This is a genomic window from Kribbella sp. NPDC050241, assembly GCF_044459685.1.
Taxonomy (GTDB): domain Bacteria; phylum Actinomycetota; class Actinomycetes; order Propionibacteriales; family Kribbellaceae; genus Kribbella.
In genome coordinates this window covers 1,434,384-1,460,332 of record NZ_JBITJE010000001.1, presented here as the reverse complement: position 1 = coordinate 1,460,332, position 25,949 = coordinate 1,434,384, and the positions used below count along the sequence as shown (strand labels likewise).

General features: G+C 68.3%; 25 protein-coding genes. 9 read left to right on the top strand and 16 right to left on the bottom strand.

From position 1 onward, the window contains the following. The first annotated feature begins 11 nt into the window (after positions 1 to 11). Positions 12 to 509: an FxsA family protein gene (locus ACIBG5_RS06945; protein ID WP_396390562.1), complete on the top strand. Its 498-nt coding sequence runs from the start codon at positions 12 to 14 to the stop codon at positions 507 to 509. A 312-nt stretch (positions 510 to 821) separates the two neighbouring features. Here ACIBG5_RS06945 and ACIBG5_RS06940 read toward each other — a convergent pair whose 3' ends face one another. The 5 genes from ACIBG5_RS06940 to ACIBG5_RS06920 are packed head-to-tail and all read right to left on the bottom strand — an operon-like array spanning position 822 to position 5,831. Then, the gene (locus ACIBG5_RS06940; protein ID WP_396390561.1) at positions 822 to 1,988 is read right to left on the bottom strand and encodes a GDSL-type esterase/lipase family protein; all 1,167 of its coding nucleotides are present in this window, start codon (positions 1,986 to 1,988) and stop codon (positions 822 to 824) included. Positions 1,989 to 2,002: 14 nt separating this feature from the next. Further along, the gene (locus ACIBG5_RS06935; RefSeq protein WP_396390560.1) at positions 2,003 to 2,560 is read right to left on the bottom strand and encodes a DUF5666 domain-containing protein; all 558 of its coding nucleotides are present in this window, start codon (positions 2,558 to 2,560) and stop codon (positions 2,003 to 2,005) included. A gap of 13 nt (positions 2,561 to 2,573) precedes the next feature. Continuing rightward, positions 2,574 to 3,803 carry an ABC transporter permease gene (locus ACIBG5_RS06930; RefSeq protein WP_396390559.1) on the bottom strand — a complete coding sequence of 410 codons (1,230 nt, stop codon included), beginning with the start codon at positions 3,801 to 3,803 and terminating at the stop codon, positions 2,574 to 2,576. Further along, a complete protein-coding gene (locus ACIBG5_RS06925; RefSeq protein ID WP_396390557.1) occupies positions 3,800 to 4,495 on the bottom strand; it encodes an ABC transporter ATP-binding protein in 696 nt (231 codons plus the stop codon). The genes ACIBG5_RS06930 and ACIBG5_RS06925 overlap by 4 nt, the downstream gene beginning before the upstream one ends. Next, positions 4,485 to 5,831 carry an efflux RND transporter periplasmic adaptor subunit gene (locus tag ACIBG5_RS06920; protein ID WP_396390556.1) on the bottom strand — a complete coding sequence of 449 codons (1,347 nt, stop codon included), beginning with the start codon at positions 5,829 to 5,831 and terminating at the stop codon, positions 4,485 to 4,487. Before ACIBG5_RS06920 ends, ACIBG5_RS06925 begins: the two co-directional genes overlap by 11 nt. 235 nt (positions 5,832 to 6,066) lie before the next feature. Between ACIBG5_RS06920 and ACIBG5_RS06915 the strand changes: the two genes are divergently transcribed. Beyond that, on the top strand, positions 6,067 to 6,438 hold the full coding sequence (locus ACIBG5_RS06915; RefSeq protein ID WP_131296220.1) for an RNA polymerase-binding protein RbpA: 372 nt from the start codon (positions 6,067 to 6,069) through the stop codon (positions 6,436 to 6,438). 54 nt (positions 6,439 to 6,492) lie between these two features. Here ACIBG5_RS06915 and ACIBG5_RS06910 read toward each other — a convergent pair whose 3' ends face one another. After that, a complete protein-coding gene (locus ACIBG5_RS06910) occupies positions 6,493 to 7,287 on the bottom strand; it encodes a class I SAM-dependent methyltransferase (protein WP_396390554.1) in 795 nt (264 codons plus the stop codon). Between the two features lie 50 nt (positions 7,288 to 7,337). On the opposite strand from ACIBG5_RS06910, the gene ACIBG5_RS06905 reads away from it, so the two are divergent. Then, positions 7,338 to 7,928 carry a TetR/AcrR family transcriptional regulator gene (locus ACIBG5_RS06905; RefSeq protein ID WP_396390553.1) on the top strand — a complete coding sequence of 197 codons (591 nt, stop codon included), beginning with the start codon at positions 7,338 to 7,340 and terminating at the stop codon, positions 7,926 to 7,928. Here the strand turns inward: ACIBG5_RS06905 and ACIBG5_RS06900 are convergent. Beyond that, positions 7,910 to 9,280 carry an MFS transporter gene (locus ACIBG5_RS06900; RefSeq protein WP_396390552.1) on the bottom strand — a complete coding sequence of 457 codons (1,371 nt, stop codon included), beginning with the start codon at positions 9,278 to 9,280 and terminating at the stop codon, positions 7,910 to 7,912. The two genes, ACIBG5_RS06905 and ACIBG5_RS06900, sit on opposite strands and share 19 nt — an antisense overlap. A gap of 54 nt (positions 9,281 to 9,334) precedes the next feature. After that, positions 9,335 to 10,099 (bottom strand): glycerophosphodiester phosphodiesterase, encoded by a 765-nt coding sequence (locus ACIBG5_RS06895; RefSeq protein WP_396390551.1) that lies wholly within the window; start codon positions 10,097 to 10,099, stop codon positions 9,335 to 9,337. Between the two features lie 26 nt (positions 10,100 to 10,125). On the opposite strand from ACIBG5_RS06895, the gene ACIBG5_RS06890 reads away from it, so the two are divergent. After that, positions 10,126 to 11,256 (top strand): aminotransferase class V-fold PLP-dependent enzyme, encoded by a 1,131-nt coding sequence (locus tag ACIBG5_RS06890; RefSeq protein ID WP_396390549.1) that lies wholly within the window; start codon positions 10,126 to 10,128, stop codon positions 11,254 to 11,256. Here the strand turns inward: ACIBG5_RS06890 and ACIBG5_RS06885 are convergent. Beyond that, positions 11,217 to 11,663, bottom strand: coding sequence for an FCD domain-containing protein (locus tag ACIBG5_RS06885; protein WP_396390548.1), 447 nt, complete (start codon positions 11,661 to 11,663; stop codon positions 11,217 to 11,219). The genes ACIBG5_RS06890 and ACIBG5_RS06885 overlap by 40 nt on opposite strands. Here ACIBG5_RS06885 and ACIBG5_RS06880 point away from each other — a divergent pair. Next, complete coding sequence (locus ACIBG5_RS06880; protein ID WP_396390546.1) at positions 11,638 to 12,096, top strand: RraA family protein; 459 nt, start codon at positions 11,638 to 11,640, stop codon at positions 12,094 to 12,096. The genes ACIBG5_RS06885 and ACIBG5_RS06880 overlap by 26 nt on opposite strands. A 35-nt stretch (positions 12,097 to 12,131) precedes the next feature. Then, positions 12,132 to 12,746, top strand: a complete 615-nt coding sequence (locus ACIBG5_RS06875) for a methyltransferase domain-containing protein (protein WP_396390545.1) — start codon at positions 12,132 to 12,134, stop codon at positions 12,744 to 12,746. Here ACIBG5_RS06875 and ACIBG5_RS06870 read toward each other — a convergent pair whose 3' ends face one another. The 4 genes from ACIBG5_RS06870 to ACIBG5_RS06855 are packed head-to-tail and all read right to left on the bottom strand — an operon-like array spanning position 12,747 to position 18,710. Next, positions 12,747 to 13,598, bottom strand: coding sequence for a carbohydrate ABC transporter permease (locus ACIBG5_RS06870; RefSeq protein WP_360438963.1), 852 nt, complete (start codon positions 13,596 to 13,598; stop codon positions 12,747 to 12,749). Next, positions 13,595 to 14,521 carry a carbohydrate ABC transporter permease gene (locus tag ACIBG5_RS06865; protein ID WP_396390543.1) on the bottom strand — a complete coding sequence of 309 codons (927 nt, stop codon included), beginning with the start codon at positions 14,519 to 14,521 and terminating at the stop codon, positions 13,595 to 13,597. The genes ACIBG5_RS06870 and ACIBG5_RS06865 overlap by 4 nt, the downstream gene beginning before the upstream one ends. A 6-nt stretch (positions 14,522 to 14,527) precedes the next feature. Further along, positions 14,528 to 15,883 (bottom strand): ABC transporter substrate-binding protein, encoded by a 1,356-nt coding sequence (locus tag ACIBG5_RS06860; RefSeq protein ID WP_396390542.1) that lies wholly within the window; start codon positions 15,881 to 15,883, stop codon positions 14,528 to 14,530. Positions 15,884 to 15,923: 40 nt separating this feature from the next. Continuing rightward, positions 15,924 to 18,710, bottom strand: coding sequence for a family 78 glycoside hydrolase catalytic domain (locus tag ACIBG5_RS06855; RefSeq protein WP_396390540.1), 2,787 nt, complete (start codon positions 18,708 to 18,710; stop codon positions 15,924 to 15,926). Between the two features lie 181 nt (positions 18,711 to 18,891). On the opposite strand from ACIBG5_RS06855, the gene ACIBG5_RS06850 reads away from it, so the two are divergent. Then, positions 18,892 to 19,788 carry a helix-turn-helix domain-containing protein gene (locus ACIBG5_RS06850; protein WP_396390539.1) on the top strand — a complete coding sequence of 299 codons (897 nt, stop codon included), beginning with the start codon at positions 18,892 to 18,894 and terminating at the stop codon, positions 19,786 to 19,788. On the opposite strand, the gene ACIBG5_RS06845 is transcribed toward ACIBG5_RS06850, so the two are convergent. After that, positions 19,769 to 20,458 (bottom strand): TetR/AcrR family transcriptional regulator, encoded by a 690-nt coding sequence (locus ACIBG5_RS06845; protein ID WP_396390538.1) that lies wholly within the window; start codon positions 20,456 to 20,458, stop codon positions 19,769 to 19,771. The genes ACIBG5_RS06850 and ACIBG5_RS06845 overlap by 20 nt on opposite strands. Positions 20,459 to 20,545: 87 nt before the next feature. On the opposite strand from ACIBG5_RS06845, the gene ACIBG5_RS06840 reads away from it, so the two are divergent. Then, entirely contained in the window at positions 20,546 to 21,793 is a 1,248-nt protein-coding gene (locus ACIBG5_RS06840) for an FAD-dependent monooxygenase (protein ID WP_396390537.1), read from the top strand. Here ACIBG5_RS06840 and ACIBG5_RS06835 read toward each other — a convergent pair. After that, positions 21,712 to 22,170 carry a PGPGW domain-containing protein gene (locus ACIBG5_RS06835; RefSeq protein ID WP_396390536.1) on the bottom strand — a complete coding sequence of 153 codons (459 nt, stop codon included), beginning with the start codon at positions 22,168 to 22,170 and terminating at the stop codon, positions 21,712 to 21,714. The two genes, ACIBG5_RS06840 and ACIBG5_RS06835, sit on opposite strands and share 82 nt — an antisense overlap. A gap of 36 nt (positions 22,171 to 22,206) precedes the next feature. Further along, on the bottom strand, positions 22,207 to 24,330 hold the full coding sequence (locus tag ACIBG5_RS06830) for a peptidoglycan DD-metalloendopeptidase family protein (protein ID WP_396390535.1): 2,124 nt from the start codon (positions 24,328 to 24,330) through the stop codon (positions 22,207 to 22,209). Between the two features lie 178 nt (positions 24,331 to 24,508). On the opposite strand from ACIBG5_RS06830, the gene lpdA reads away from it, so the two are divergent. Next, positions 24,509 to 25,906 carry a dihydrolipoyl dehydrogenase gene (gene lpdA / locus ACIBG5_RS06825; protein WP_396390533.1) on the top strand — a complete coding sequence of 466 codons (1,398 nt, stop codon included), beginning with the start codon at positions 24,509 to 24,511 and terminating at the stop codon, positions 25,904 to 25,906. Positions 25,907 to 25,949: the final 43 nt, after the last annotated feature.

The following is a 25,949-nucleotide window of genomic DNA, read 5'->3' as shown; positions in this document are numbered from 1 at the left end:
AGGGGTAGGACATGCCGTGGCTCGTAGCACTGGCGCTGCTGGTGGTGCCGATCGTGGAGATCTTCGTGATCATCCAGATCGGCCAGGTGATCGGCGGCTGGCCGACGGTCGGACTGTTGTTCGTCGAGAGCGCTCTCGGCGCGTGGATCATCAAGCGCGAGGGCCGGCGGGCGTGGAACGCGCTACAGTCCGCACTGCAGACCGGCAAGATGCCCGGGCGTGAGCTGTCCGACGCGGCCCTCGTCCTGGTCGGTGGAACGCTGCTGCTGACGCCGGGCTTCGTGACCGACATCTTCGGGTTCTTCTTCGTCCTGCCCTTCACCCGCCCGCTGGCCCGGCGTGGCATGCACGCGTTCCTCGGGCGCCGCGTCGCCACCCAGTTCGGCGGTGCGAACCTGGGCGGCTTCATCCCCGGCGCCGGTCCGGCCCAGCCGCCGAGACAATCCCAGGGCGACGTCATCCAGGGCGAGGTCATAGACCCCGACAAGCACCACCCCCCGACCCAGTAGCAGCACCACCCCCGAGCCGACAACCTCACCAGCCGCCGTCTGACCGACTACTCCGGCGGACGCCCAGGCCATCACAACCGAGCCTGCCGGGCGGCGGTCCCGCGGGCAGGGGCCCGAGCGCCGCGAATGTGCGCGAATGTGATGGCCTGCACGTCCGCATCACTGGCGGGAACCGCGCCCCGCGGGGCGGACTCCCCGCACTCACCAACCCTCGCAACACATCCTCAACGGCCGCGAGTCGAGCGTGATCCAGGTCGACCCCACGCAGTTGGTGAGTGGCACACGTCCGCACTCCCGGACCGCCGGCGGGGGTCAGGCGAACGGGCCCTTGACCGCGAAGGCATGGTCGGCGAACCGTTCGGCCATCGTGCGATGGGTCTCGCCGTCGGGATGCAGATCGTCCGGTAGCGGTCGTACGGCGTTGTCCGCCTCGCCGTACAGGACGCGGCCGTCGAGGTAGTGGAGGTTCGGGTCGTCGGCAGCGCGTTGCTCGACGATCCGGGAGAGCTCGGCACGGATCACGGACAACGTCAGCTTGCCGGCCGCGACATCCTCCGGATCCCCGGTCGCCGCGAACCGGAGCTTTCCCTCACCGAGCGCGGACAGATCCCAGCCCGTCGGTCCCGGGGTGTCCTCGTGGATCGGGCACAGGATGGGGGAGACGACCAGCAGCGGAGTCGTCGGGTGGCCTTCGCGGATGGTGTCCAGGAAACCGTGGACAGCCGGGGTGAACGAACGCAGCCGCAGAGAGTCCGTGTTCACGATGTTGATGCCCAGCTTGACGCTGATGAGCTCAGCGGGGGTGTCCCGCATCGTGCGCGCGGTGAACGGCTGCAGGAATGAGCTGCCCGCGAACCCCAGGTTGACCAGCTCCACGTCACCCTGAGCGGCGGCCAACGCCGGCCAGGTGCCCGTCGGGCTGGAGGCGTCGGAGCCGTGGCTGATCGAGCTGCCATGGTGCAGCCACACTCGTCGGCCGCCGGCCGGGACCGGCTCGACCAGCGCATCGGTGCGCAGGGCAACGAGTTCGGTGGTCTCGTTGTGCGGCAGCCAGAGCTCGACGGTCTTCGGCTCGTCTCTCAGGCCGTCGAAGCGCACCGTGCCCGACCCACCGCGCCGGGTCTCGGCCGCCCCGGTCATCAGATCGATCGTGATGACATCGCCGGCCTCCACGCTGGCCTGTCCGATCAGCTTGCCGTCGACAACGAAGTCGTAGACGCCGTCCGGCCGCGTAGGTGCGCCCACGTAATCCCGCTTGGTGGGCAGAGTCTCCAGCTCGACCACGGTCGCGCGCGTCCGGAATACCAGACGTACTCCGGACGGCTGCGATTCCGCCATCTCCAGCTGCCCGTCGACGTACTGCGAGCGCGCCCAGGCGGGCAGCCGATGCGGCAGTACGCCGCGATCGGTCTGCTCCAGCTCGAGCGCGCCACGCAGGAGTTCGAGGGTGATGGGGGTGCTGATCAAGTTGCCGGCCACAACCTCATTATCTGTCAGCGGGACGGCGTGGCGCCGGGATTGCGGAAGCCGCCGGCGAGAGCGCCTTGACGAACGGTCGTGGCGGTCAGGGAGCCGTCGGCGTTCTGGCCGCTGACGACGACCTGCTCGCCGGCCTTCAGATCGGTCGCCGTCCCCTTGTTGGTGATCTCGTACGTCGTGTCGCCGGTCAACTTGACCGTGACGTCGCCGTTCTGCGTCTTCACCACGAGCTGCGAGCCGCTCGCTGAGACGACTGTTCCGATCGCCGCGCTGCCCTGCCCACCACCGGGCCGCTGTCCCTGGCCCTGACCCTGGCCTTGACCGTTCTGACCGCGGAAGCCGCCGTACCCGCCGCCGAATCCACGACCTGCCTGCGGCGACTGCGTCGTACTGTCCGAGGCGAAGGCCGCGTGCAGGCCCGCGCCGCCGGCCAGGCCGACGGCCAGCACGACAACGCCTGCGAGAACCGCGGTCGCGATCGGCAGGTTGAGGGTCTTCTTCGGCTTGAGCGCCGTGTCGACCTCCTCGTCGGACCCGATCTGGGCGAACTCATCGGGCGTCTGGTTGCTCATCGAACAGCCTCTCTCACTCGTGACGTAGTGCATCGATGGGACGGAGTCCGGCAGCGCGGTGCGCCGGCATGCTGCCGAAGAACAGGCCGACGGCCGCGGACACACCGAGCGCGAGCCCGATCGACGACGGCACCACCACCGGTTGCACCCCGGCCAGCTGGAAGCGGGTGACGATCAGCGCGACGGCGACACCGACCGCGCCGCCGATGAGACTGAGCAGCGTCGCCTCGATCAGGAACTGCCCGAGGATCGTCCGCCGGCGCGCGCCGAGCGCCTTGCGAATCCCGATCTCGCGGGTCCGCTCGGTCACGGTGACCAGCATGATGTTGGTGACCCCGATCCCGCCGACGACCAGACTGATCGCGGCGACGGTGGCCAGCAGTGCGGTGAAGGTCGCGGCGGTGTCCTGGCTGGTCTGCAGAATCTGCGCGGAGTTGGTGATACGGAACGGCGAGGTCTGGTCGGTCGGCACCTGGTGTCGCGCGGCCAGCAACTGGGTGACCTCGGCCTGCGCGGTGTCGACCCGGTCCTTGTCCGCCGCCTGTACGACGATCTGGTTCAGCGGACCGTATCCGGCCTGGGTGGCACGCAGCGTGCTGATCGGCACGATCGCGGTCGCGTTCGGATCCGAGAATCCGGTGCTGTCCTTGCTCGCCAGCACACCGCGGACGACGAAGTCCACTGCGCCGAGCTTGATGGTCTGGCCGACCGCGGTTGCGGGCCTGGTGAACAACTCGGTCGCGGCCGTCTGCCCGAGCAGGATGACCCGCTGCGACGTGTCGACATCCTGCTGGGTGAAGGACTGTCCGAGTTCGACCGGCGTGTTGGTGGCCGGCATGTACTCCGGCGTCGTACCGATCACCTGGTCCACGGTGTAGCTGGTGTCGCCGCTGGTCGCCGTACCCGAGCTCGTCATGACTGGGGCCACCGCGGAGACATCGGGCGCGAGGCGGTCGTCGGCCAGTGCGGCGGCGTCGGCGAGGGTCAGGCTGTACTGCTGGGCCGACGGTCCGGCCTGACCGCGGGCGAAGCCGCCACCACCGCCGGTCGTGGACACCGTGAGCAGGTTGGTGCCCATCGCCTCCAGCCGGGCCTGCACCGCCTTGCCCGAGCCGTTGCCGACAGCAACCAGAACGATGACCGCGCCGACCCCGATGGAGACGCCGAGGACGGTCAGCAGGGAGCGCAGCTTGTTCGCGCTGAGGCCGCGCAGCGCCGCACCCATGAGGTCGCGAGGTGTCATCGGCGGGTCACCTCGTCCGCGACGATCCGGCCGTCGGCGACCTGGATCAGCCGCCGGGCCCGGGCCGCCACGTCGTGCTCGTGGGTGATCACGACGACCGTGCGACCGTCGGCGTTCAGCTGATCGAACATGCCGAGCACCTCGTCGGTCGAGTGTGCGTCCAGATTGCCCGTCGGCTCGTCGGCGAGCAGGATCCGGGGGCCGGTGGCGAGTGCACGGGCGATGGCTACCCGTTGCTGCTGGCCGCCGGAGAGCTCGTTCGGCCGGTGGTCGGCGCGGTCCGACAGACCGACCAGGTCCAGCGCGCGGGCGGCTCGCTTGCGTCGCTCTGCACGCCGCAGATGCGCGTACGTCAGCGGGAGCTCGACGTTGGCCAGGGCGGTGGTCCGGGGGATCAGGTTGAACGACTGGAAGATGAAGCCGATCTTGCGGCCGCGGACGAGCGCCTGCTGGTCCTCCGTCAGCCGGGCGACGTTGCTGCCGTCCAGCCAGTACTCACCGCGGCTCGGGACGTCGAGGCAACCGAGGATGTTCATCAGCGTCGACTTGCCGGATCCGGACGAGCCCATCACGGCGACGTACTCACCGGCCCCGACGCGCAGGGAGACACCGCGTAGTGCGTGGACGGCGGTCTCGCCGGCGCCGTACGTCTTGGTGACGTCCCGGATCTCGATCAGGGCGTCAGCGGCCACGGTTGCCCCCGGCACCCGTACCGGTCCGCGGGAACTGTCCGGTCCCGAGCTGTCCCTGGCCTCCGCCGGGGAACTGCCCGGTCCGGGCGTTCTGGTTCGCCGTGCCACCGATCGCGCCCTGGAGCAGCTCGACCCGGTCGCCCTCGTTCAGTCCGGACGTGATCTGGGTGAAGCTGTCACCCCGCACGCCGACCTTCACTTCCCGCGTCCCACCGCCATCGGCCATCGTCACCGTGTACGTCGTGCCGCTGGTCGCGACCGCCGTACTCGGCACATAGAGAGCGTCGGCTGCCTTCGCGGTCTGGACCGTGACGTTGGCGGTCTGCCCGATCCGGGCGTTCGCGGGGATCTTGGCCAGCGAGAAGGTCGCAGAGTACGCGACGACACCGTTGGTGGTGGTCGGGGTCGGCGACACCGAGGCGAGCGTCGCGGTGAGCGTCGTACCGGGCTCCGCGTTCAGGGTGACGGTGGCCGACTGGCCGGCCTTGATCTTGATCGCGTCCGCCTCGGGGAACGACGCGGCCACCTGGAGGGACTTGAGGTCGGAGATGTCGACGAAGCCGGAGGCTGAGGTTGTCGTCGTACTCGAGGTGCTGGACCCTGAACCTTGACCTGAGGTCGAGCCTCCGCCGCCTGAACCACTGCTCGAACTCGAGCCGCCGGTGACCGAGCCGACGCTGCCGTTGATCGCGGTGATCGTGCCGGCGATGGGTGCCTTGAGGGTGGTCGCGTCGACCGCGGCCTGCGCGCCCTCCACGTCCTGGTCGGCCTGCTCCTTGTCGGCCTTCGCGCGGGCCAGGCTCGCCTCCGCGTTGCTGACCGCCACCTCGGGGCTCTGACCTTGGTTCTGGTTCTGACTCTGTGCCTGCTGCCCGTTGGTCGCTGTCGGGCTGGGGGAGGCCGACGCCTCCGCTGCGGCCTCGGCAGCGTCCTGTGCGTCGTCGAGCGACTCACCGGCCGCGGTGACCGAGTTGGCCGCGGCGATCTGGTTCTGGTCGGCGATCCGGAGTTGCCGCTCGGCGGCGGACGGGTCCACCTTGGCGATCGCGGCGCCCTTGGCGACCACCTGGCCGACCTTGACCAGGATCTGCGTGACCGTTCCGGACGTCTCGAACTGCGGCGACGCGGTCTGCGAGCTCTGCAGGGTGCCGCTGGAGCTCACGCTCGCGGTCACCTCGCCGCGGGCGACGGCGAAGGTCGGGCGGGTCGCGCCGGCGGCCGGCGTGTCCTTGCGGAAGAACAGGAGGTAGGCCGTGATCGCGATCGCCAGGACGACGGCCACCAGGGAGACGTTGAGCAGGCTGAGGCCACGGAGCTTGTGGCGGGGTAGCACCATGGGTGCAGACGCTAAGGACGTTTGCTGAGGAACTGATCCCTGATTCCTGGCAACTGGCTGTGAAGTTCGCGCGTCGTACGACGGACGGTTCGCGACACACCGTGATGTGTGAACGCTCGATGACAGGGCGTCACGACGGTGCTGTCAGGTGCATACATATGGCTCGGGCATGCCAAAATGGGAATGATCCGGGCCGGCCGACCGTTGGCACGGATGACGATCTCGGAGGTTTGACATGTCTAATCGCGTACTGCGTGGTTCGGGGCTGGGTGGGGTCAGCTTCGAGGATGACCGTGGTGTTGAGTTCGCTCCGCGCCAGATGATTACGTACGACTGCCCCCGCGGCCACGTGGTCGAGGTGACCATGGCGCACGACGCCGAGGTGCCCGCGATCTGGGAGTGCCCGCACTGCGGCAGCGAGGCTGCCCGCTCGACCGGTGAGAAGCCGGAGCCGAAGCAGGAGAAGCCGGCCCGTACGCACTGGGACATGCTGCGTGAGCGTCGCAGCATCTCCGAGCTGGAGGAGCTCCTCGCCGAGCGGGTCGAGCTGCTCCGCAAGGGCGAGATCGGCCCCGCGCACCTGCACCGGACCAAGCGCACCGCCTGAGCACAACCTGACGGGCCCTCACCGCAACGACGCGGTCAGGGCCCGTTTCTCATGTCAGCTGCGGGTCGCGGTCAGTGTCAGCGCGGTGAAGTCCATCTGGAAGCTGCCGCCGGCCGCGTCGACCGCAGCGCCGATCCCGGTCAGTAGCTCGTCGAACTTGCTCGGGTCGAACTGACTGGCGTCGCCGCCGGTGCGCACCTGCTCGATCCACTCGTCCCGGCTGTACGGGCGGCTCCACGGGAACTGCCACCGCTCCGGCTCGCCGAACGCGCCCGACTCGCGCATCCCGTCCGCGGCCTTGCCGAGGAAGGCAAGGTACGCGTCCAGCGGCGACGCCGACACGCGGTGGTACGCCGGCCGATCGGGGAGCACCTCGCGATAGACGGCGGCGAACGCCTTGGCCAGGTCGGACGGGGGCTGAAAGACGTTCCAGAACACGGCCAGCTGGCCGCCAGGCTCGAGCACCTCGGCGGCCTTGGCCGCACCGGCAACCGGGTCGATCCAGTGCCAGGTCATGCCGGCGACCACGGCGTCGAACGTCCGGCCGCCCGGATCCCAGGACTCGAACGGCGACACCTCGACCTCGACGCCGGTTCGGCGGGCGAACTCCGCCATCCGCTCGTCCACATCCACCCCGAGTACGTCGCACCCCGCCGCCTGCAGTTGCCGGCTGACGATGCCGGTCCCGCAGCCGACGTCCAGGATGTGGTTGCCGGGGCTGGCCTCGACCACGGTCCGGATCAACGCGTCGGGATACCGCGGCCGGACCCGATCGTAACGTTCGGCATCGACGCCGAACGACTCCGCCATCTGCCGCTGCTGATGAGGTTCTGGAGATAGAGTGGGCATGTGCCCACCATAATGGGCACCTGCCCACTCGCGTCAACGGAAGGGGTGTCATGCCGACGGGTGTGGCCATGCGCGACGTACGCGAGCAGTTGTTCGACGCCGCCGAACGCGTGCTGCTCCGAGATGGCCCGGACGCGTTGACGAGCCGGGCCGTCACCACCGAGGCCGGCTGCGCGAAGGGCGTGCTGCATCGGCACTTCACGGACTTCGACACGTTCCTGACCGAGCTCGTGCAGGACCGGATCCGCCGGCTCGGCGGTCAGGGCGATCTGCTGCTGGGATGCGTCGGTCGCGGGGCGATCGCCGACAACCTCACCGGCTTCCTGACCGAGTTGTTCAGCTCGGTCGCCGTCGCGATCGTCGGGTTGACCATCTCCCGGGACGGGCTGCGCGCCAGACTGCGGCAATCGAGCCCCACCGGGGTTCCGATACTCACCGAGGCCGTCGCCGCGATCGCCGGCTACCTGACTGCCGAGCGCGATCGCGGGCGACTCGATGCCGGTGCCGATGTCGACACACTGGCCCTGACCTTGATCGGATCCGCGCACATGCTGTTCGCCGACCGGACCGGCACACCGCCAAGTCCCGAAGCGCTGCAGCGGCTGGTCGGGTCTGTCGTACCTCAGACCAGCGTCGGCTGAGTGTTGCCCGCTTCGGTGATGCCGCGGCGCATGTCGACGCGGGAGAGCAGAAGCAGGCCGATGAGGAAGAAGAAGCCGAGGGCAACGATCGCGGGCCGGTAGGAGCCGGTGATCTGGTGGACCAGGCCGAAGACCAGCGTGCCGAGCCACGACGTACCGCGCTCGCCGGCCTGGTACAGCGAGAAGTACTCCGCCTCGCGGCCCTTCGGGATCAGCTGGCTGAACGCCGACCGGGACAGCGCCTGGGTCCCACCGAGGACGACGCCGATCGCGACGCCCATCGCCAGGAACGGCGCGATCTGCTTGGCCGGGAGCAGGAAGCCGGCGATCACGATCAGCATCCAGACCACCAGCCCGCCCATGATCGTCAGCTTGGTCCCGAACCGGCGGGCGAACCGCCCGAACGCGAGCGCACCGAAGAACGCCACGAACTGCACCAGCAGGATCGTTGCGATCAGCACCTGGGTCTCGAACCCGAGCTGCTTCTCGCCGTACGTCGACGACACCGAGATGACGGTCTGGATCCCGTCGTTGAAGAACAGGTACGCGATCAGGAACAGCAACGTCACCGGGTAGGTGCGCATGTGCTTGAGCGTCGCTGACAGCTGACCGAAGCTTTGCCGGACGATGTTGCCGCGCACGGGCTCGACCAGGACCGGCGGGCGGTTCCGCAGTTTGGTGAACGGGATGAACGTGAACGCACCCCACCACAGGCCGGCGCTGAGCAGACTGAGCCGAACCGCCGTCCCTTGGCTCAGACCGAGCGCGTCGTGGGCGGTGACCACGCCGAGGTTGATCGCGAGCAGGATGAAGCCGCCGAGGTAGCCGAACGCCCAGGCGCGCGACGAGACGTCGTCCCGCTCGTCCGGCCCGGCGATGTCGATCAGGATCGAGTCGTAGACGACCAGGGACGACCCCAGGCACAGGTTGCCGATCAGCAGGAGGAGCGCCCCGAGCTCCCAGCGGCCGCCGCCGACGAACACCATGCAGCAGGCAGCGAGCGCGCCGGTCCAGGCGAAGCCGCACATCAGCAACTTCTTGCGCGCCATCCGGTCCGCGATCGCGCCGACGACGGGCAGGAACAGCGCCGACACCAGCGTCGCGACCGTGACCACGTAGAAGGCCAGCGAACCGGGGGACAGGCCCAGCCCCAGGACGTCGAGGTTGGTGTGGCACGGCTTGTCCGTGGTTCCGACGTACCCGCAGGCGGCGGTCTCGGCGACGGAGGTCAGGTACGGCGCGAACAGCACCGTGCCGACCGTGGTGACGTAGCCGGAGTTGGCCCAGTCGTAGAGGCTGAACCCCCAGTACTCCCGCTTGTCGACCGCCGCCGGGGCGGAGAGAAGTCCCATGCGCAGGAGTGTGTCAGGTCCGGGGGACGAAGCGGCGTACCCGCGGATAACACTTCAGTGGCCGATTTCCTGCCACTGTCCGCGGTCAATGAGCACGTCCCGGAGGACGTCGGTGCGGTCGGTGATGATGCCGTCGATCCCGGCGTCGAGCAGGCGCCGCATGTCGGTCGGATCGTCGACCGTCCAGACGTGTACCTGCTTGCCCAGGGCATGGGCTCGCCGGATCAGCCCCGGCGTGAGCACCCGGAGCGGACCGTAGTTCTGCGGAATCTGCAGGCAGGCCCCGCGCGCCCTCAGCGGGATGGGCAGGAACCGGATCAGCGCTGTCTCCCAGTCGCCGTACCCTGTGCACAGGCGCGGCCCCAGCTCGCTCCGGATCCGGCGTACCCGGGACTGCGAGAACGACGAGACGCAGACGCGGTCGATCGCGTTCGCCGAGCGCAGTACCTCGGCGGCCGGGTGCAGCCCGTTCTCCGCCTTGATGTCGAGGTTGAACCGGATCTCCGGGAGATGTTCGAGCAGTTCGTCCAGCCGGGGGATCGGCTCGTGGCCGTTGATCCTCGCCTTGCTCACCTCGGACCACGGCAGCTCTGCGACCACGCCGGTCCGGTCGGTCACCCGGTCGAGCTTGCTGTCGTGGAACGCGATCACGACCCCGTCGCTGGTGGCGTGCAGGTCGGTCTCCAGGTACCGGTAGCCCAGTCCTACCGCATGCTCGAAGGCGCGCAGCGAGTTCTCGTAGCCGATGTTTTCCGGGTGCCTTGCGCCGCCACGGTGGGCCATTGCGATCGGCCCATCGTGGTCGAGGTAGGGGTACACGACAGGAAGTATGTACCGTTTGCGTGGTGACGCTACTCAGCCCCCGCCCCGACCTGTGGACCCTCGACCCCGGCGTACTGCACCTGAACCACGGTTCGTACGGCGCAGTGCCGCGGCGTACCCAGGAACTGATGGCCGCCCTGCGCACCGAGACCGAGGCCAACCCGATGGCATGGTTCCGCTCGGTGGCGGACCAGTTGACCACGAGCCGTCTCGAGTTGGCGTCGTACCTGCGGACCGACCCGGCCGGCTTCGCCCTGGTCCCGAACGCCAGCGCCGGGGTGACTGTCGCGCTCGCCACCCTGCCGATCCCACCCGGCAGCCGGATCGTGTTGACCAACCACGCGTACGGCGCGGTCCGGTACGCCGCCGAGCGGTTCGGCAGGGCCAATCGGGCCGAGGTCGTCGTGGTCGACGTACCGCTGGAGGCCGACGACGAGACGGTCGTATCACTGATCGCGGGTCAGCTCGACCAGGCGTCCGTGCTCATCGTGGACCAGATCAGCTCGGCGACGGCGATGGTGTTCCCGATCGGGGACCTCGTGGCGCTCTGCCGGGATCGGGACGTGGCGATCGTGGTCGACGGCGCGCATGCACCGGCCCTCATCGACGCGCCGGCTGCCGACGGCGCCGACTTCTGGACCGGCAACTTCCACAAGTGGCCGGCCTCGCCGCGGGCGACTGCGGGTCTGGTGGTCGCGGAGAAGTGGCGGTCGGAGGCGCTGCCGCTGATCGTGTCGTGGTCGGAGTACGACGAGCGGATGCCGGAGCGCTTCGACATGCAGGGCACGTACGACTACGTCCCCTGGATCGCCGCGCCCGAATCCCTGCGGGTGCTGGACGAACTCGACTGGCCGGTACGACGCTCGCAGCTGAGCAACCTGATCGACGAGGGCGCTCGCATCATCGCGAAGGCCTTGGCGACCGGTGTCGCCGAGGTCGTGCGTCCCGCGGCGACGATGCGGCTCGTCGAGCTGCCGTCGTCCGTCGACCTCACCGCCGGGGAGGCGTTCAAGGTCCGGGTGTCGCGTGAGCTGAAGGCCGAGATCACGCTGACCGGCTTCGACGGCCGCGGCTTCATCCGACTGTCCGCACACGCCTACAACTCGCTCCGGGACTACAAGTCCCTCGCCGAGCGGCTGCCTGCGTTGCTCTGAAGGTCGCTAAACGACCGCTCGCCGTGCACCGCCAACTCGGCCAGTACGGCGGCGGGGTCGCCGGCTTCGACGAGCTCGAGCAAGGTCCGGTGCCGCCCCACGTGCTCGTGGAGGTCCTCGTAGAAGTGCTCGCGGGCGTAGAGATTGCGCGCCATGCAGAGGAGCAGTTGTTGCTGCACTGATGCGTACGCCTCCTCGAGCCGCCGGTGTCCGGCGAGAGCGATGAGCGAGGCGTGGAAACGGTAGCCGGCCTGGACGAGACTGCCGCGGTCCTCGGCGTCCGCGCAGTGCTCCATCTCGGCCAGCGCCTCCTGCGCGTCCTTGAGCCGGTCGGGGAATCGCACCGGCACACCCAGCTCGATGGCGAGTCGCTCCAGTGCGGTGCGAAGCGTCAGGATCTCGAACACGTCCTGGTCGGTCAGCGGCAAGGAGGTCGGCTTCTGGGGTTCGGAGAACGGGATGGGCGCGGTGAAGGCCGGTGCGGCCGGGATCGTCACCGACGGGTACTGCCGGGACACCGCGGAGATTGTTGCCCAGCGCACCCCGATCTGTTCGCGGGCCCGGGGCCGCACGATCATCCCCGGCCGGATCAAGGTGGTGGAGACGCAGACCACCGTCGCCTGTGGTGGCACGCAGGTGAGCCCCGGCGACATGGTCGGCTGCGACGACGACGGCGTCATCGTGGTCCCGGCCGAGGTCGCCGACGAGGTCGCGGCCCACGCCCGCGCGATCCTGCTTGCGGACATGCGGGCCCGGCGCAAGCACTACGAGGCCCTCGGCATCAAGCCGGACACCTCAGTCGACTACGAGGCGGTCGAGGCGTACTACGCCGCCGTCTGACCGACTGTCGGTGGCGGCGGTTAGGGTCGCGGACCATGATCGAGACTTCGTACAACACCGTCGCCGCCGACTACCACCGACTCCTGAAGGACATCCTGCTGGAGCAGCCGTCCGAGCGTCCCGCTCTGGACCGGTTCGCCGAGCTGGTCGGGGACGGGCCGGTCGGCGACCTCGGGTGCGGCACGGGGCGGATCACGGCGTACCTCGCCTCGCTTGGACTGGATGTGTTCGGCATCGACCTGTCGCCGGGGATGGTCGAGGTCGCCCGCCAGGAGTATCCCGATCTGCGGTTCGAGGTCGGGAGCCTGTTCGACCTCGACCTGAAGGACGACGAGTTGGCCGGCGCTCTCGCGTGGTACTCACTGGTCCACACGCCGCGCGAGGATCTCCCGGCCGTGTTCGCGGAGATCTTCCGGGTGGTGCGGCCGGGCGGCTACCTGGTCCATGGCTTCAAGGTCGGCGGTGGGAGCCGGCACCTTTCCCACGCCTACGGTCATGACGTCGATCTGGAGGTCTACACGTTCGATCCTGCCGATGTGTCCGCCCTGCTGGCCGACGCCGGGTTTGCCGAGGTCGTGACGATGCCGCGACCGCAGATCCCGGGCGAGAAGGACCCGCAGGCGGCGGTGATCGTTCGCAAGCCGGAGTGATCAGCCCTTGACGGCGCCCGATGTCAGGCCGGCGACGATTTGGCGGTTGAAGAAGAGGAACATGATCAGGGGTGGGATCGTGATGAGCAGGATGTCCATGAACAGCAGGTTGTACTGGGTGCTGAACTGGCCGGAGAAGTTGTAGAGGGTCAGCTGGACGGTCGCGTTCTTGTCGCCGGGCAGGAAGTACAGCGGGTTCACGAAGTCGTTGAACACGTTGACCGACTGGACCACGACGACGGTGATGATGACGGATCTGAGCAGCGGGAAGATGACCCCGAAGAACAATCGCAACGGCCCGGCCCCGTCGATGATCGCGGCCTCGTCGAGCTCGCGGGGAATGGTCGCGACGAACGCCCGGAACAGCAGGATGCAGAACGACAACCCGAACGCGATCTCGATCAGGATCAAACCTGGCATGGTCTTGAACAGCCCGATCTTCTGCAGCACCCAGATCGTCGGCACGACGGCCGGCGGGATGATCAGCCCGGACAGCACCAGGAAGTTGATGAAGCCGTTCCACTTGCTCTTGCGGCGCTGCAGCACGAACCCGGCCATCGCCGCCAGCACCACCATCCCGGCGACGCTGGCCACGGTCAGGATCGTGCTGTTGATGAACGCGATCACCAGCATGTAGTCACGGGCCTTGACCACGTCGACGAAGTTCTGCACGAAGTGGAACTGGTGCGGCCAGGCGAAGTCCAGGTCCGCGGACTGCTGCCGGTCCTTCACCGCGGTCAGCACGATGAACGCGAACGGGATGATGAAGACGACGATCGAGGACACGATCGCGACCGCGCTGAGCAGGTAGCTGCGGCCCGGCCGGTGGTTGACGAGTTCGGCGGTACTCACATGTCCACCTCCTTCCGGTTCAGGAACCACGACAGCGGCAGGATGATCGCGGTGACGACCAGGAACAGGATCACGTTGCCGGCCGTGGACAGACCGTAGAACCCGGCCTGGTACTGCTTGTAGATCACCGACGAGATCACGTCCGAGGTGAATCCGGGTCCACCACGCGTCATCGCCCAGATCAGCTCGAACGACCGCAGGCCGCCGATCAGCGACAGGATGATCACGGTGACGGTGGCCGGCTTGCATAGTGGCAGCACGATCCGGCGGAACGACTCCCACGACCCGGCGCCGTCTACCCGGGCGGCCTCCATGTACTCCCGCGGGATCGACACGATCCCGGCGATGTAGATCAGGGTCGCCAGCCCGACGCCCTTCCACACATCGACGGCGGCGATCGACATCAGCGCCCACTTCGGGTCGGTCAGCCACCCGGGTCCCTGGATGCCGAGCACGCCCAGGGCCCCGTTGATGATGCCGCGCTCGGGGTTCATCAGCACCTGGAAGAGCAGGCCGACGCCGACCGTACTGACCAGCACCGGGAAGAAGACGACCGAGCGCAGGTACCCGCGGCCGACGATCTGCGAGGTCAGCAGGACGGCGAGCAGCAGGCCGAGCACGACCTTCGAACCCGACGTCACTACGGCGTAGATCAACGTGTTGGTGAAGCCCTTGACCAGGGCCGGCTCCTGGAAGAACGTGATGAAGTTCTCGAGCCCGATGAACTTGGACTCGAACAGGCTCCACCGGGTCAGGCTGTAGTAGAACGAGGCGAACGTCGGAACGAGAAACAGGACGGTGTAGATCACCGCGGTCGGCAGGTAGAACCACAACGAGTACGGCTTGTAGACCTTCCCCCCGGCCGCCGGAGCGGCCGGGGTCGCGTCGCTACGCGAGCGCGGGCGAATCGAAGTGATGGCCACAGACCTTCACCAACCAGCCAGTCCGAGCTGCTGGGCCTGCTTCTTGACGTCCTCGTCGTACCGGGCGGCGCCGTCCTTCGCCTTCCGGATGCCGGAGCCCACCTCGACGGTGATCTGCTCCAGCGACGGGCCCTTCACCGGCGACAGGAACTCCAGCGCCAGGCTCGACGAACCCTCCTTGTCGAGGTACGGCTGCATGTCCTTGATCGACTGCGGTACGTCGTCTCCCAGCGTGCAGCCCTTGACCGCGTACGGGCCGGTCGGTGCGCCGGCCGTGTTCTGCGACGCGCAGCCGTCCGGGCTGGCGACGAACGCCTGGAACTTCTTCGCCGCGTCCAGCTTGTCGCCCTCGGTGGTCTTCGGGATGTAGAGACCGCCCGGTGTCCACAGGGTCAGGCCGTTCTTGCTCGCGTCGTCACCAGGCAGCGCGAACAGGCCGACGGTCTTGGCCGCGTCGGGGTAGGTGGCGACCATGTTCGCGACCACACCGGACAGGATCGGGTAGTGCGCACCCTTGCCGGTGGCAAGCATCTTGAGACCGTCCGGGAGCTTGGCCGAGGCGAAGTCCTTGTTCTCGTACCCGGCGTCGTGGACGGCCTCGGTGTGCTCGAATCCCTTCAGCGCGGCCGGCGACGTCGCGTACTTCGCCTGGTTCTTCGTGTACTTGTCCGCGAAGTCCGGCTCGGCCGAGGACACGTTGTGGAAGTCGCCCAGCACGAACAGCTGTGAGGTCCAGGTCTCGCCGTAGGTCTGGATCACCGGCGCGACTCCGCCACCGGAGGCCTTGATCTTGGCGTTGTTGGCCATGAACTCGGCCCAGGTCTTCGGAATCTTCAGCCCGAGCTTGGTGTAGACCGGGATGCTGTAGAGGACCGCACCGCCCTGGAACCCGCCGACAGGTGCCCCGTACACCTGGCCGTCGGCGGTCACGGTCTTCTTGAAGTTCTCGTCCAGGTTGGCGACCCACGGCTCGTCGTTGACCGACAGCAGGTTCTTCTGCGGTGCGATCGCGTTGAACAGCGACCCGGTGTTGTAGTTGAAGATGTCGACCATGTCACCGGTGGACAGCCGGGTCTTGATGATGTTGTCGCCTTCGGTGCCACCCGGTCGGGTCTCCACCTTCACGGTGATGGTCGGGTTCTTCGCGTGGAAGTCCTTGGCGAGCTGCTCGGCTTCCTTCACGTCCTGATCCTGGTTGGTGGTCAGGTACGTGATCTCGACCGAAGCACCACCACCGGCGTCGTCACTGGAACCGAGACTGCCCGCGCTGCACGCGGTCAGTGCGAGCGAGCAGGCCGCAATGACGGCCAGTCCTCTCGTGCCTGGGCGGAACGTCATCATGACCTCCAAGGGATGTTTCATCAGGGCATCTGCAGCGGGGCGGAGTCGTCCAGGTTGTGGGTCAGTTGTTGTCGAGAAGGGCTTCGAGCCGGGCCTGAAGAGCTTTGGCGCTGGGGGAGAAGCCACGGGGGCTGATCGCTTCGACCAAGTCGGCCGCGGGCTGGTCGAGGTACCGCTCCAGCCGGCCGGCCAGGTCGGCGTCGTCGGCGACGACCTCGGTCTCCTGGGCCGCCGCGGAGATCTCGTCCCAGCTCGGCTCGTGGTCCATCAGTTGCCGGATGCTCGCATCTGCGGGCAGTGCCGGGGTCGCGGCGTACGTGTCGTCACCGGTCCATTCGTGCGTCCCGTGGCCGACCTCGACCTGCTCGTCCGCACCGGGTACGGCGACCTGCGCGCGGGCGCCGACCGGGACGGTCACCGTCAGCGTGATCCGGCCGTCGGCGCGCGTCCACGAGACCGCCGCCTCGCCGTACGGGGTGAGGTGCTTGGCGGAGACGCTCGTGAGGTGCGAGGAGAACAGCGGGCGTACCACGATCGTCCGGTACCCCGGATCGCCGGGGGCAAGACCTGCGACCCGCCGGTGCATCCAGTCGGCCACCGCACCAAGGGCGTAGTGGTTGAACGACGTCATCTGGCCGGGGTTGATGCTGCCGTCGGGCAACATGCTGTCCCAGCGTTCCCAGACCGTCGTGGCTCCCATCGTCACTGCGTACAGCCAAGAGGGGCAGCCTGTCTGTAGCAGGAGGCGGTACGCGAGGTCAGGATGTCCGGAATCGGCCAGTGCGTCGGCCATCAGCGGCGTACCGACGAATCCGGTGCTGATCCGGAAGCCCGACGTCCGGACGAGGTCGGCGAGACGTTCGCCGGCACGCTGACGCTGTGCGTCGGTGGGCAGCAGCGCCCACTGCAGGGCGAGCGCGTACGTCGTTGCCGCGTCACTCAGCACGCGACCGCCGTCGGTGGCGTACTCCGCTGCGAACGACTGCCGGACCCGCGCGGCCAGATCGGCGTACTCGCCGGCCAGCTCCGGGTCCCCGACGACCTCCGCGGCCTTGGCAACAACCTCCGCCGAGCGGGCCAGGTGTGCGGTCGCGATGACGTCGGGGTCGGCCTTCGCCCGGAACGGGTTGTCCGGCGGCGCGGTCGGGTCGAGCCAGTCGCCGAACTGGAACCCGCCGGACCAGAGCAGGTCGCTGCCGGCCAGGTTGGCCATCTTGTCGACCCAGGCACGCATGCTCGGCAACTGGCGGGCGAGCAGACCCGCGTCGCCGGTGCGCTCGTAGATCACCCACGGCACGATCGTTGCCGCGTCACCCCATGCGGCCGTGGCCGGACCGTTGTGCTTGAGCACGTCCGGGATCACGAACGGCACCGAGCCGTCCTTCTGCTGCTCGGCGGCCAGGTCGGCCAGCCAGTTGGTGAGGAAGCCGGCGGTGTCGAACAGGAAGCTCGCGGTGGGCGAGAAGACCTGGATGTCGCCGGTCCAGCCGAGCCGCTCGTCGCGCTGCGGGCAGTCGGTCGGTACGTCGACGAAGTTGCCCCGCATGCCCCAGACGACGTTCTCGTGGAAGCGGTTGAGCAGGTCGTGCGACGAGTCGAACCAGCCGGTGCGGCGCAGGTCCGATCCCACGACGACTGCTTCGAGGTCGTCGAGCCGCAGTTCGCTGACGCCGGTGACCTCGGCGTACCGGAAGCCGTGGAAGGTCAGCGGCGAGTCGAGCGTGACCTCGTCAGGCCCGGCCAGGACGTAGGAGTCGGTGGCCTTGGCGGTCCGCAGTGGGCGTACGCCGAGCTCGCCGTTCTCGAGCACCTCGGCGTGGCGCAGGACGATCTCGTCGCCGGCCGCGCCGCCGCGGGCCTTCAGGCGGATCCGGCCGACGACGTTCTGGCCGAAGTCGACCAGCGTCTTGCCCGTCGGCGAGCTCGTGATCTCGACTGCGGGCACGATCTCGGTGATGCGGACCGGCGGGCCGTCGGGTGCGACCAGGAGGTTGAGGTCGGCGTCGAGTACGTCGACCGCGGTGGCATCGCCCGGTGTCCGGCGGAGGTCCGTGCGCTGGCCGTCGTACAGGTCGTCGGCGACGACGGCGCTCTCGCGCGCGGTCCAGGTGTCGTCGCTGCCGAAGGTGTGGACCTGTCCGTCCTCGGTCGTGATCTCGAGCTGGGCGAGTACGGCGAGACGGTCGCCGTACAAGGAGTTCTTGCCGTGGAAGCCGAGCCGGCCGCGGTACCAGCCGTTGCCGACCAGGAACTCGAGCCGGTTCTCGCCGGACCGCACCAGGCTGGTCACGTCGTACGTCTGGTAGCGGAGCCGCTGCTGGTACGCCGTCCAGCCCGGGGCCAGCTCCTCGTCGCCGACACGTTGGCCGTTGAGCTCCGGTAGGTAGATGCCCTGGGCGGTGGCGTAGAGGCGGGCCTTGACGATGCCGTCGGGCAGTTCGGCGACGCCGCTGAGCAGGGGAGCGGGCGAGCCGTAGCTGTTGCCTCGCGGGCTGACGAAGCGTGCACTCCAGTCGGCCGATGTCAGCAGACCGGCCTCGACTGTCGCCGCGTCGCTCCAGTCACTCCACTCGTCGTTCCCACGCACTCGCACCCGGACCTGCGCCGACTGCCGCGACGCGAGTGGGTCACCGGGCCAGGGGACAAGGACCTGGTCGGGGGACTGGACCGTGTAGACCTGCGCCGAGCCGGTGGTGATCTCGACCTCGTACGCCGTCTGCGCGTACGCGGCGTCCGCGGTGGGGATCTGCCACGACAGCCGTGGGGTCGCGGTACCGATGCCTACCACGGGTCCGGCGTCGGTGCGGTGTTCGAAGCGGAGGAAGGCGGGTGCGGCGAGGTTCGACATAAGACTCCAACCGGCGAGTGAAACGATTCATTGGGTGCTGTGGCGAAAGGACTCGATGCGTTACGGATTGATGGCGGAGAGGTTTCGCCTGTCCCCCGATCCTGCGACCGATCGCCGCCGGGGGCTAGCCCGGAGTGCACTCGCGCTAGCACAAAATGCACCTTGGCCCGTATCGTGAGGCATGGCCGACGAGCCAGTGAGGACCAAAGGGACACTGCTGCACTTCGTCGAAGGGACGATCGTGCACGCGGGTCCGCATGTGCACGAGGACTGCCATCCACTGCACACGCACAGCTTCTTCGAGCTCGCGTTGGTGACAGGTGGTGAAGGGGTCCACCACAGCCAGGCCGGGCGTCAGGACCTGCGCGTCGGCGACGTGGTGGTGCTGCGACCAGGCGTGTGGCACGAGTACGAGCAATGCCGTTCGCTCGAGGTCTACAACTGCTGCTTCTCGGCCGACCTGGTCCAGCGCGAATTGGCCTGGACGCGCGAGGATCCCTTGCTGGGTTATCTGTTGTGGACTGGACCTTTCTCTGCCCAGCGGCGTGGAGTGCTGAGCACGCACCTCGACGACGAGACCCTCACCGAGGCGCTCGGTCACCTGGACGGCCTGCGGCAGCTACGCAATCAGTCGATGCGCCGGCATCGCGGTGATCTGATCGGGTGGCTGTCGTTGTACCTGAGTTGTGTCGCGCGGACCGTCGGCGAACGCGACGAACTCGGTCGCCAGACGCATCCCGCCGTACTGGCCGCGATGCGGATGATGGAGGCGGACCCGGCGCGGCCGTGGACGCTGACCGATCTGGCGCAGGAGTTGCACCTCGCGCCGGGGTATCTGGTGCGGTTGTTCAAGTCGGCGACCGGGATGCCGCCGATGGCCTACCTGTCCCGGCACCGAGTCGAGCTGGCCGCCGTTCAGTTGCTGCACACGGACCTGCCGATCGCCCGGATCGGGGAGGCCGTCGGGTGGCCGGACCAGAACTACTTCGCGCGGCGTTTCAAGTCTCACTACGGCCTCAGTGCAAGCACGTATCGGCAACGTTTCAATTCGCCGAAGCTCACGCATTCCTTGCCCTGATCAGGAGTTCGAGGCCGTCGAGGATGCGGTCGAGACCGAACGCGAGTCCCTGGTTCTCCTGACCGCTCGGGGTCCGTAGAGCGGCAGTGAGGCTCGGGAACCGGTCCGCCTCGGCGGCGAGGATCGCGGCGAAGGAAGCGGTGAAGGCCTCCTCGGTGAGACCTTTCCTGCCGCCGGGCATGGTGGCGGTCTGCAGTGCGATCGTGCGGACGTGGCCGGACAGGACAAGGATCGAGTCGAGTTGCTCGGTGCCGTTCAGGCCGGAGTCGGTCAGGGCCTGCACACCTCGATCGAGCCAGGCGGCCTCGTTCGGCCCGACGGGGCGGCGTCCAACCGTGGACAGCAGTAGCCACGGGTGGCGGTTGAAGCCCTCGAACAGATCCATCGCCCACGCGTGCAACGCCTCGCGCCAGGACAGCCCAGGATGTTCCGGCGGCTCGCCGATGGCCAGGTCGCTCATCACCGCGACCAGCTCGCTCTTGCCGGGCACGTAGCGGTAGAGCGCCATCTTGGTGACCGGCAGATCGTCGGCCACGCGCTGCATCGAGACCGCGTCGAGGCCCTCGACGTCCGCGATCCGGATCGCCGCCTCCGCGATACCGGTCAGTGTCATCGCCGGTTTCGGCCCGCGGCTCGGCGGCTGCTGCCGCCCCCAGAGGAGTTCCGTCATCGCCGTCCTTCCCAGATCACTTGAACTGTGTCTACCATACACTTTATTGTGTCCGACAGACACAGTTAACGATGATGGAGGCAGAAGATGAAGGTTCTGGTGTCGGGTGCGAGCGTTGCGGGCCCGTCGGTGGCGCTCTGGTTGGGCCGGTTCGGTCACGCTGTGACGGTGGTCGAGATCGCGCCGGCGCTGCGGCAGGGCGGGTACGCCGTCGACTTCCGCGGCGAGGTGAACAAGGTCGTCCTCGACAAGATGGGCGTGCTGCCAGACCTGCGGGCGCTGCAGACCGGCGGCACCGCGATGCGGTTCGTCGACGAGGACGGCCGGCAGCTGATGCGGATGCCGGAGGAGTTCGCCGGCGGCGAGCTCGAGGTGCTGCGGGCCGACCTGTCCCGAGTGTTCTACGAGCACAGCCGCGGGCAGGCGTCGTACCGGTTCGGTGACTCGATCGCGAGCCTGCGCGAGCATTCGGGCGGGGTCGATGTGCGGTTCGAGAGTGGGTTGGAGGAGACGTACGACCTGGTCATCGGGGCGGACGGCATGCACTCGGTCGTACGGCGGCTCGCGTTCGCGCCGGAGCAGGTGACCGAGCGGCATCTCGGCTACTACGTTGCCGGGTGGGAAGCGCCGAACACGGTCGGGATCAGCGGTGACGCGCTGCAGTACAACGTGCCCGGGAAGTTGGCGAGCGTCGGTGCGGACCGGCGTGACCCGGCGCTGGCGCAGACGTTGTTCGTCTTCAAGTCACCGCGGCTCAGCTACGACCGGCGCAATCCGGACGAGCAGAAGGCCATCGTCCGCGAGCACTTCGAGGACGTCGGCTGGCACGTGCCGTGGCTCCTGGACGAGTTGCCCGCGGCAACCGAGTTGTACTTCGACTCGATCAGCCGGGTGCAGGTGGATCGCTGGTCCACCGGCCGGGTGGTGCTGCTCGGCGACGCCGGGTACGGGGCGACGTTCGGTGCGTTGGGCACGAGTACCGCGGTGATCGGCGCGTATGTGCTGGCGGGGGAGTTGGCGGAGTCCCGCGGCGATTACCGGGCGGCGTTCTCGCGCTACGAAGCGCGACTGCGGAAGGCGGTGCAGACCACGCAGGACGGCAGCCGGACCGGTCAGTTCCTCGCCCCGGCGACGCAGTTCGGGATCACCGCACGGAACCGGATCCTGAACACGAAGTTCTTCATGAACCAGATGCTCAGGATGGCCCAGAAGTTCAGCAACCTGATCGAACTGCCGGCCTACCCGATGCTCGATCAGGGGAGCAGCGGGAGCCTCGCCAGCAACCTCTCCCAGGAGTCCGGGAACCAGCCAGGCACGCCGAGCACGGCCAGGTAGAGCCAGATCGCGATCAGCACGCAGATGAACAGCGCCACGGTGCCGAGCGTCTTCAGCCAGGCCGGCTGCTTGCCGGTCCAGGCGGTGAGCGCCTTGACCCAGTCCTTGACCTTGTAGAGCAGGCGCTGGGCCCACTCGAACTCGCTCGAGAGTACGGCGAGACCCGCGATGAACAAGGGGATCCCGCCCGGTCCCGGCAACCACCCGGTCAGCGGCGCGGCAATGAGCAGCAACCCACCGAGCACGCCCACGCCGATCCGGTAGACGAGATGCTTCGTCGGGTTCGCCCGGATGCGCCGCCGCCACTCCCACCGGTCGTCGTCAGCGTCCAGCGTGATGTTGTGATCAGTGCGGTCGGGAGTCTTCTGCTCGGCCACACGCCCAGCGTACGTGTTCGCCAAGCTCAAGCCTGGTCACGCACTGGCCGGTTTGCCGAATTCCCAGTGCCAGGGTTCCTCGCGGGAGCCGCCCTGCTCGGCCCAGGACGGGTGCACCCAGCCGTACGTCGCAGCGTGGTTCTTCATCCACTGGTACTGCTTCGTGCCGAACCGGTCGATGCCGCCGCACAGGTCGACCGCGACGCCCCAGCCGTGGTTCGACGTACCGGGGAGGGCGGCCAGCGACGGCTTGCGGGAGTACAGGTCGACCTGGGACGTGTAGGAGCGGTACGAGTCGGTGATGCACAGCGTCCTGCCGAACTGGGCGCGGTAGGCGGCGGCAAGTTGCGCGTACGCCGCTGCCGCGTCGCAGCGGAGCTTGTGGCCGGAGCCGAGGCCGCACAGCTTGCTGGACGGGATCATGCCGTTGCTGAAGCCGCCCCACCCGACGCTCGCCGACCCGGTGGCCAGGAACGGCATCGGGTTGACCGGGTCGCCGCCGAGCCGGACCTCGAAGTGCAGGTGCGGTCCGGTGGAGTTGCCTTCGGTGCCGACCGCGCCGATCCGCTGTCCGGCCTTGACCTGCGTCCCGTCGGCGACGTCGATCGCGCTCAGGTGCGCGTAGAGGGTCTCGAGGCCGTTGCCGTGGTCGATCCGGACCAGGTTGCCGGCCCAGGCCGGGTGCTCGACCCGGACGACACCGGACGTCGCCGCACGGACCGGCGTACCGACGGCGGCCGGGAAATCCTGGCCGGTGTGGATGCCGGTCTCCCACATCGAGCCGGCCTGGCCGAACGGTGTACCGATCTCATAGGTGCCGTCCGCGAGCGGCCAGGTCCAGGCGCCGGTGCCGATGTCGTACGACGTCGCGGTGTTGCCGCAACGGAAAGCGTACGAGGCGGACGTCGGGGTCGGGGCGACCTGCGGCTTGGCGGGCTTGCCCAGGGTCGGGCGGAGCGCGGAGTACAGGTTGTCCGGGACGGTGGTGACGACGACCGAGCCCTTGGCCTCGTCGGCGGCGATCATCTCGCCGTTGTCGAGGGCGACGCCGATGTGGACGAGGCCGAGCGACTTGCTGCCCATCACGAGCAGATCGCCGGGCTGGACCTGGGTCTTGGGCACCGCCTGGTAGTTCGGGTAGACCTTGCCGACCAGGTTGGGGAGCGTCGTGTAGGGCTGCCACGCGACCCGGGCCGCGCCGAGGCAGCCGTACTTGGCCGGGCCGGTCGCGCCGACGCCGTACGACTTGCCGAGCAGGCTGAAGGCCTGGTTGACCGCGCGGATCGTCTCGGCCGGCAACACCCGGATCGTCCGTCCGCCGGTGACGGTCGACGCCGCTCCGGGCACGGGCGCACCGGCCGCGGTCAGCGGCTTCAGGCCGGCCGGGAGCTTGGCAGGGTTCTTGAGTACGGCGGCCGCCGGTGGCTTGACCTTGGCGGTGGTGAGCTCGGTCAGGTACGTCTTCCAGCGCGTCAGGGCCTGGTGGTTGCGGGCGAGCTGCAGCTGCCTGGAGAGCTCGGACGCACCGTCGAGGTCGGCGGCCTGGCCTTCCATCGCCGTTGCGGCGAACGCGGCCTTCTGCTGGACCTGCTGACTGAGCTCCTTGGCCTTGGCGGCCGCCGCGTTCGCGGCGGCTCGCTTGCCGGCGGCTTCGGACCGGGTCCGGCCGGCCTCTGACTCGGCGGCCGTCGCGGCCTTGTACTGCGCGACCTGGGTGCTGCCGAGCTGGGTGATCGCGGTCTGGCGGTCGGCGATCTCCTGCAGGTTCTCCGCGACCGGCGCGAGCGACCAGATCATCGACTCCGCACCCATCACGGTCGGGATGCCGAGCTGGTAGGCCTGCGCGGTCAGCAGGCCGAGCCGGCGGCGCTGCTCGTCGGCCTTGCCCTTCGACGCGGCCGCGGTGGTCTCGGCCTTCTTGGCGGCGGCCTCAGCGGTCTGTGCTGCCTTGAGAGCGTTGGTGTAGGCGATCGTCGCCTTGGCGAAGTCGGCCTGGACGGCGGCGGCCTCGGCCTGGAGCTCCTCCAGGGTCCGGTTGACGTCCGTCACCGACGCGGGTGGTGGTGGGGTGGGGTCATCGGCGTACGCCGGCAGTGCGACCACTGCCAGCAGCGTGCCGAGTGCTGCCAATCGCAGCCCGCGACGGTTCCCCACAACCATCAGGCCCCCTATTCGTCTCGCCTCACGCGCGCGGAGGGAGACGGGCCCCCGCGCCAGGCCAGCGTAGGCGGCAAAAGCTCGTGGCGAAACCCTGGTCTACAGAACGTGACCATGAGGCGTGCCACAGAGCCCGTAGGTGGTGTCGGATCGATTGGAGTGACCGATTAAAGTTCACTTCATGGCCTCGCACTTTGACGTTGTTGTCCTCGGCGCAGGTCCGGGTGGGTATGTCGCGGCGATCCGCGCCGCCCAGCTCGGGCTCAAAACCGCCATCATCGAGAAGAAGTACTGGGGCGGTGTCTGCCTGAACGTGGGCTGTATCCCGTCCAAGGCGCTGCTGCGCAACGCCGAGCTGGCGCACATCTTCCGGGCGGAGGCGAAGACCTTCGGCATCAGCGGCGAGGTGAGCTTCGACTTCCCGACCGCGGTGCAGCGCAGCCGCAAGGTGGCGGACGGCCGGGTCAAGGGCGTCCACTTCCTGATGAAGAAGAACAACATCACCGAGTTCGACGGCTGGGGCTCGTTCACCGACGCCAACACCCTCGACGTGACGCTGAACGACGGCTCGTCGGAGACGGTCACCTTCGACAACTGCATCCTGGCCACCGGTGCGACCACCAAGCTGCTGCCGGGCACGCAGTTGAGCGAGCGCGTGGTGACCTACGAGGAGCAGATCCTCACCGAGGAGCTGCCGGGCTCGATCGTCATCGCCGGCGCGGGCGCGATCGGTGTCGAATTCGCCTACGTGCTGGCGAACTACGGCGTGAAGGTGACGATCGTCGAGTTCCTGGACCGGATGGTGCCGCTCGAGGACCCCGACGTGTCCAAGGAGCTGGCCCGGGCGTACAAGAAGCTCGGCGTCGACGTACTCACCTCGACCCGGGTCGACTCGATCGACGAGTCCGGCGAGAAGGTCAAGATCACCGTCACCGGCAAGGACGGCAACCAGCAGACGCTGGAGGCCGACAAGGTGCTGCAGGCGATCGGCTTCCAGCCGCGCGTCGACGGCTACGGCCTGGACAAGATCGGAGTCGCGCTGACCGAGCGCGGCGCGATCAACATCGACGGCTTCTGCCGGACCAATGTGCCGAACATCTTCGCCATCGGCGACGTGACCGCGAAGTTGATGCTCGCGCACGCGGCCGAGGCGATGGGTGTGGTCGCGGCCGAGACCATCGCCGGGCACGAGACGATGGAGCTCGACTACGCGATGATCCCGCGGGCGACCTTCTGCCAGCCGCAGATCGCGAGCTTCGGTTACACCGAGGAGGAGGCCCGCAAGCTGGGCCACGACGTCAAGGTCGCGAAGTTCCCGTTCACCGCGAACGGCAAGGCCCACGGCCTCGGCGACCCGACCGGTTTCGTCAAGGTGATCAGCGACGCCAAGTACGGCGAACTCCTCGGCGGCCACCTGATCGGCCCGGAGGTCACCGAACTGCTGCCCGAGCTGACCCTGGCGCAGAAGTGGGACCTGACCACCAAGGAGCTGGCCCGCAACGTGCACGCTCACCCGACCCTGAGCGAGGCCCTGCAGGAAGTGTTCCACGGCCTCGAAGGCCACATGATCAACTTCTGATCCCGGCTTGCGGCGAGCCCTCCGGACCAGGCGGTCCGGGGGG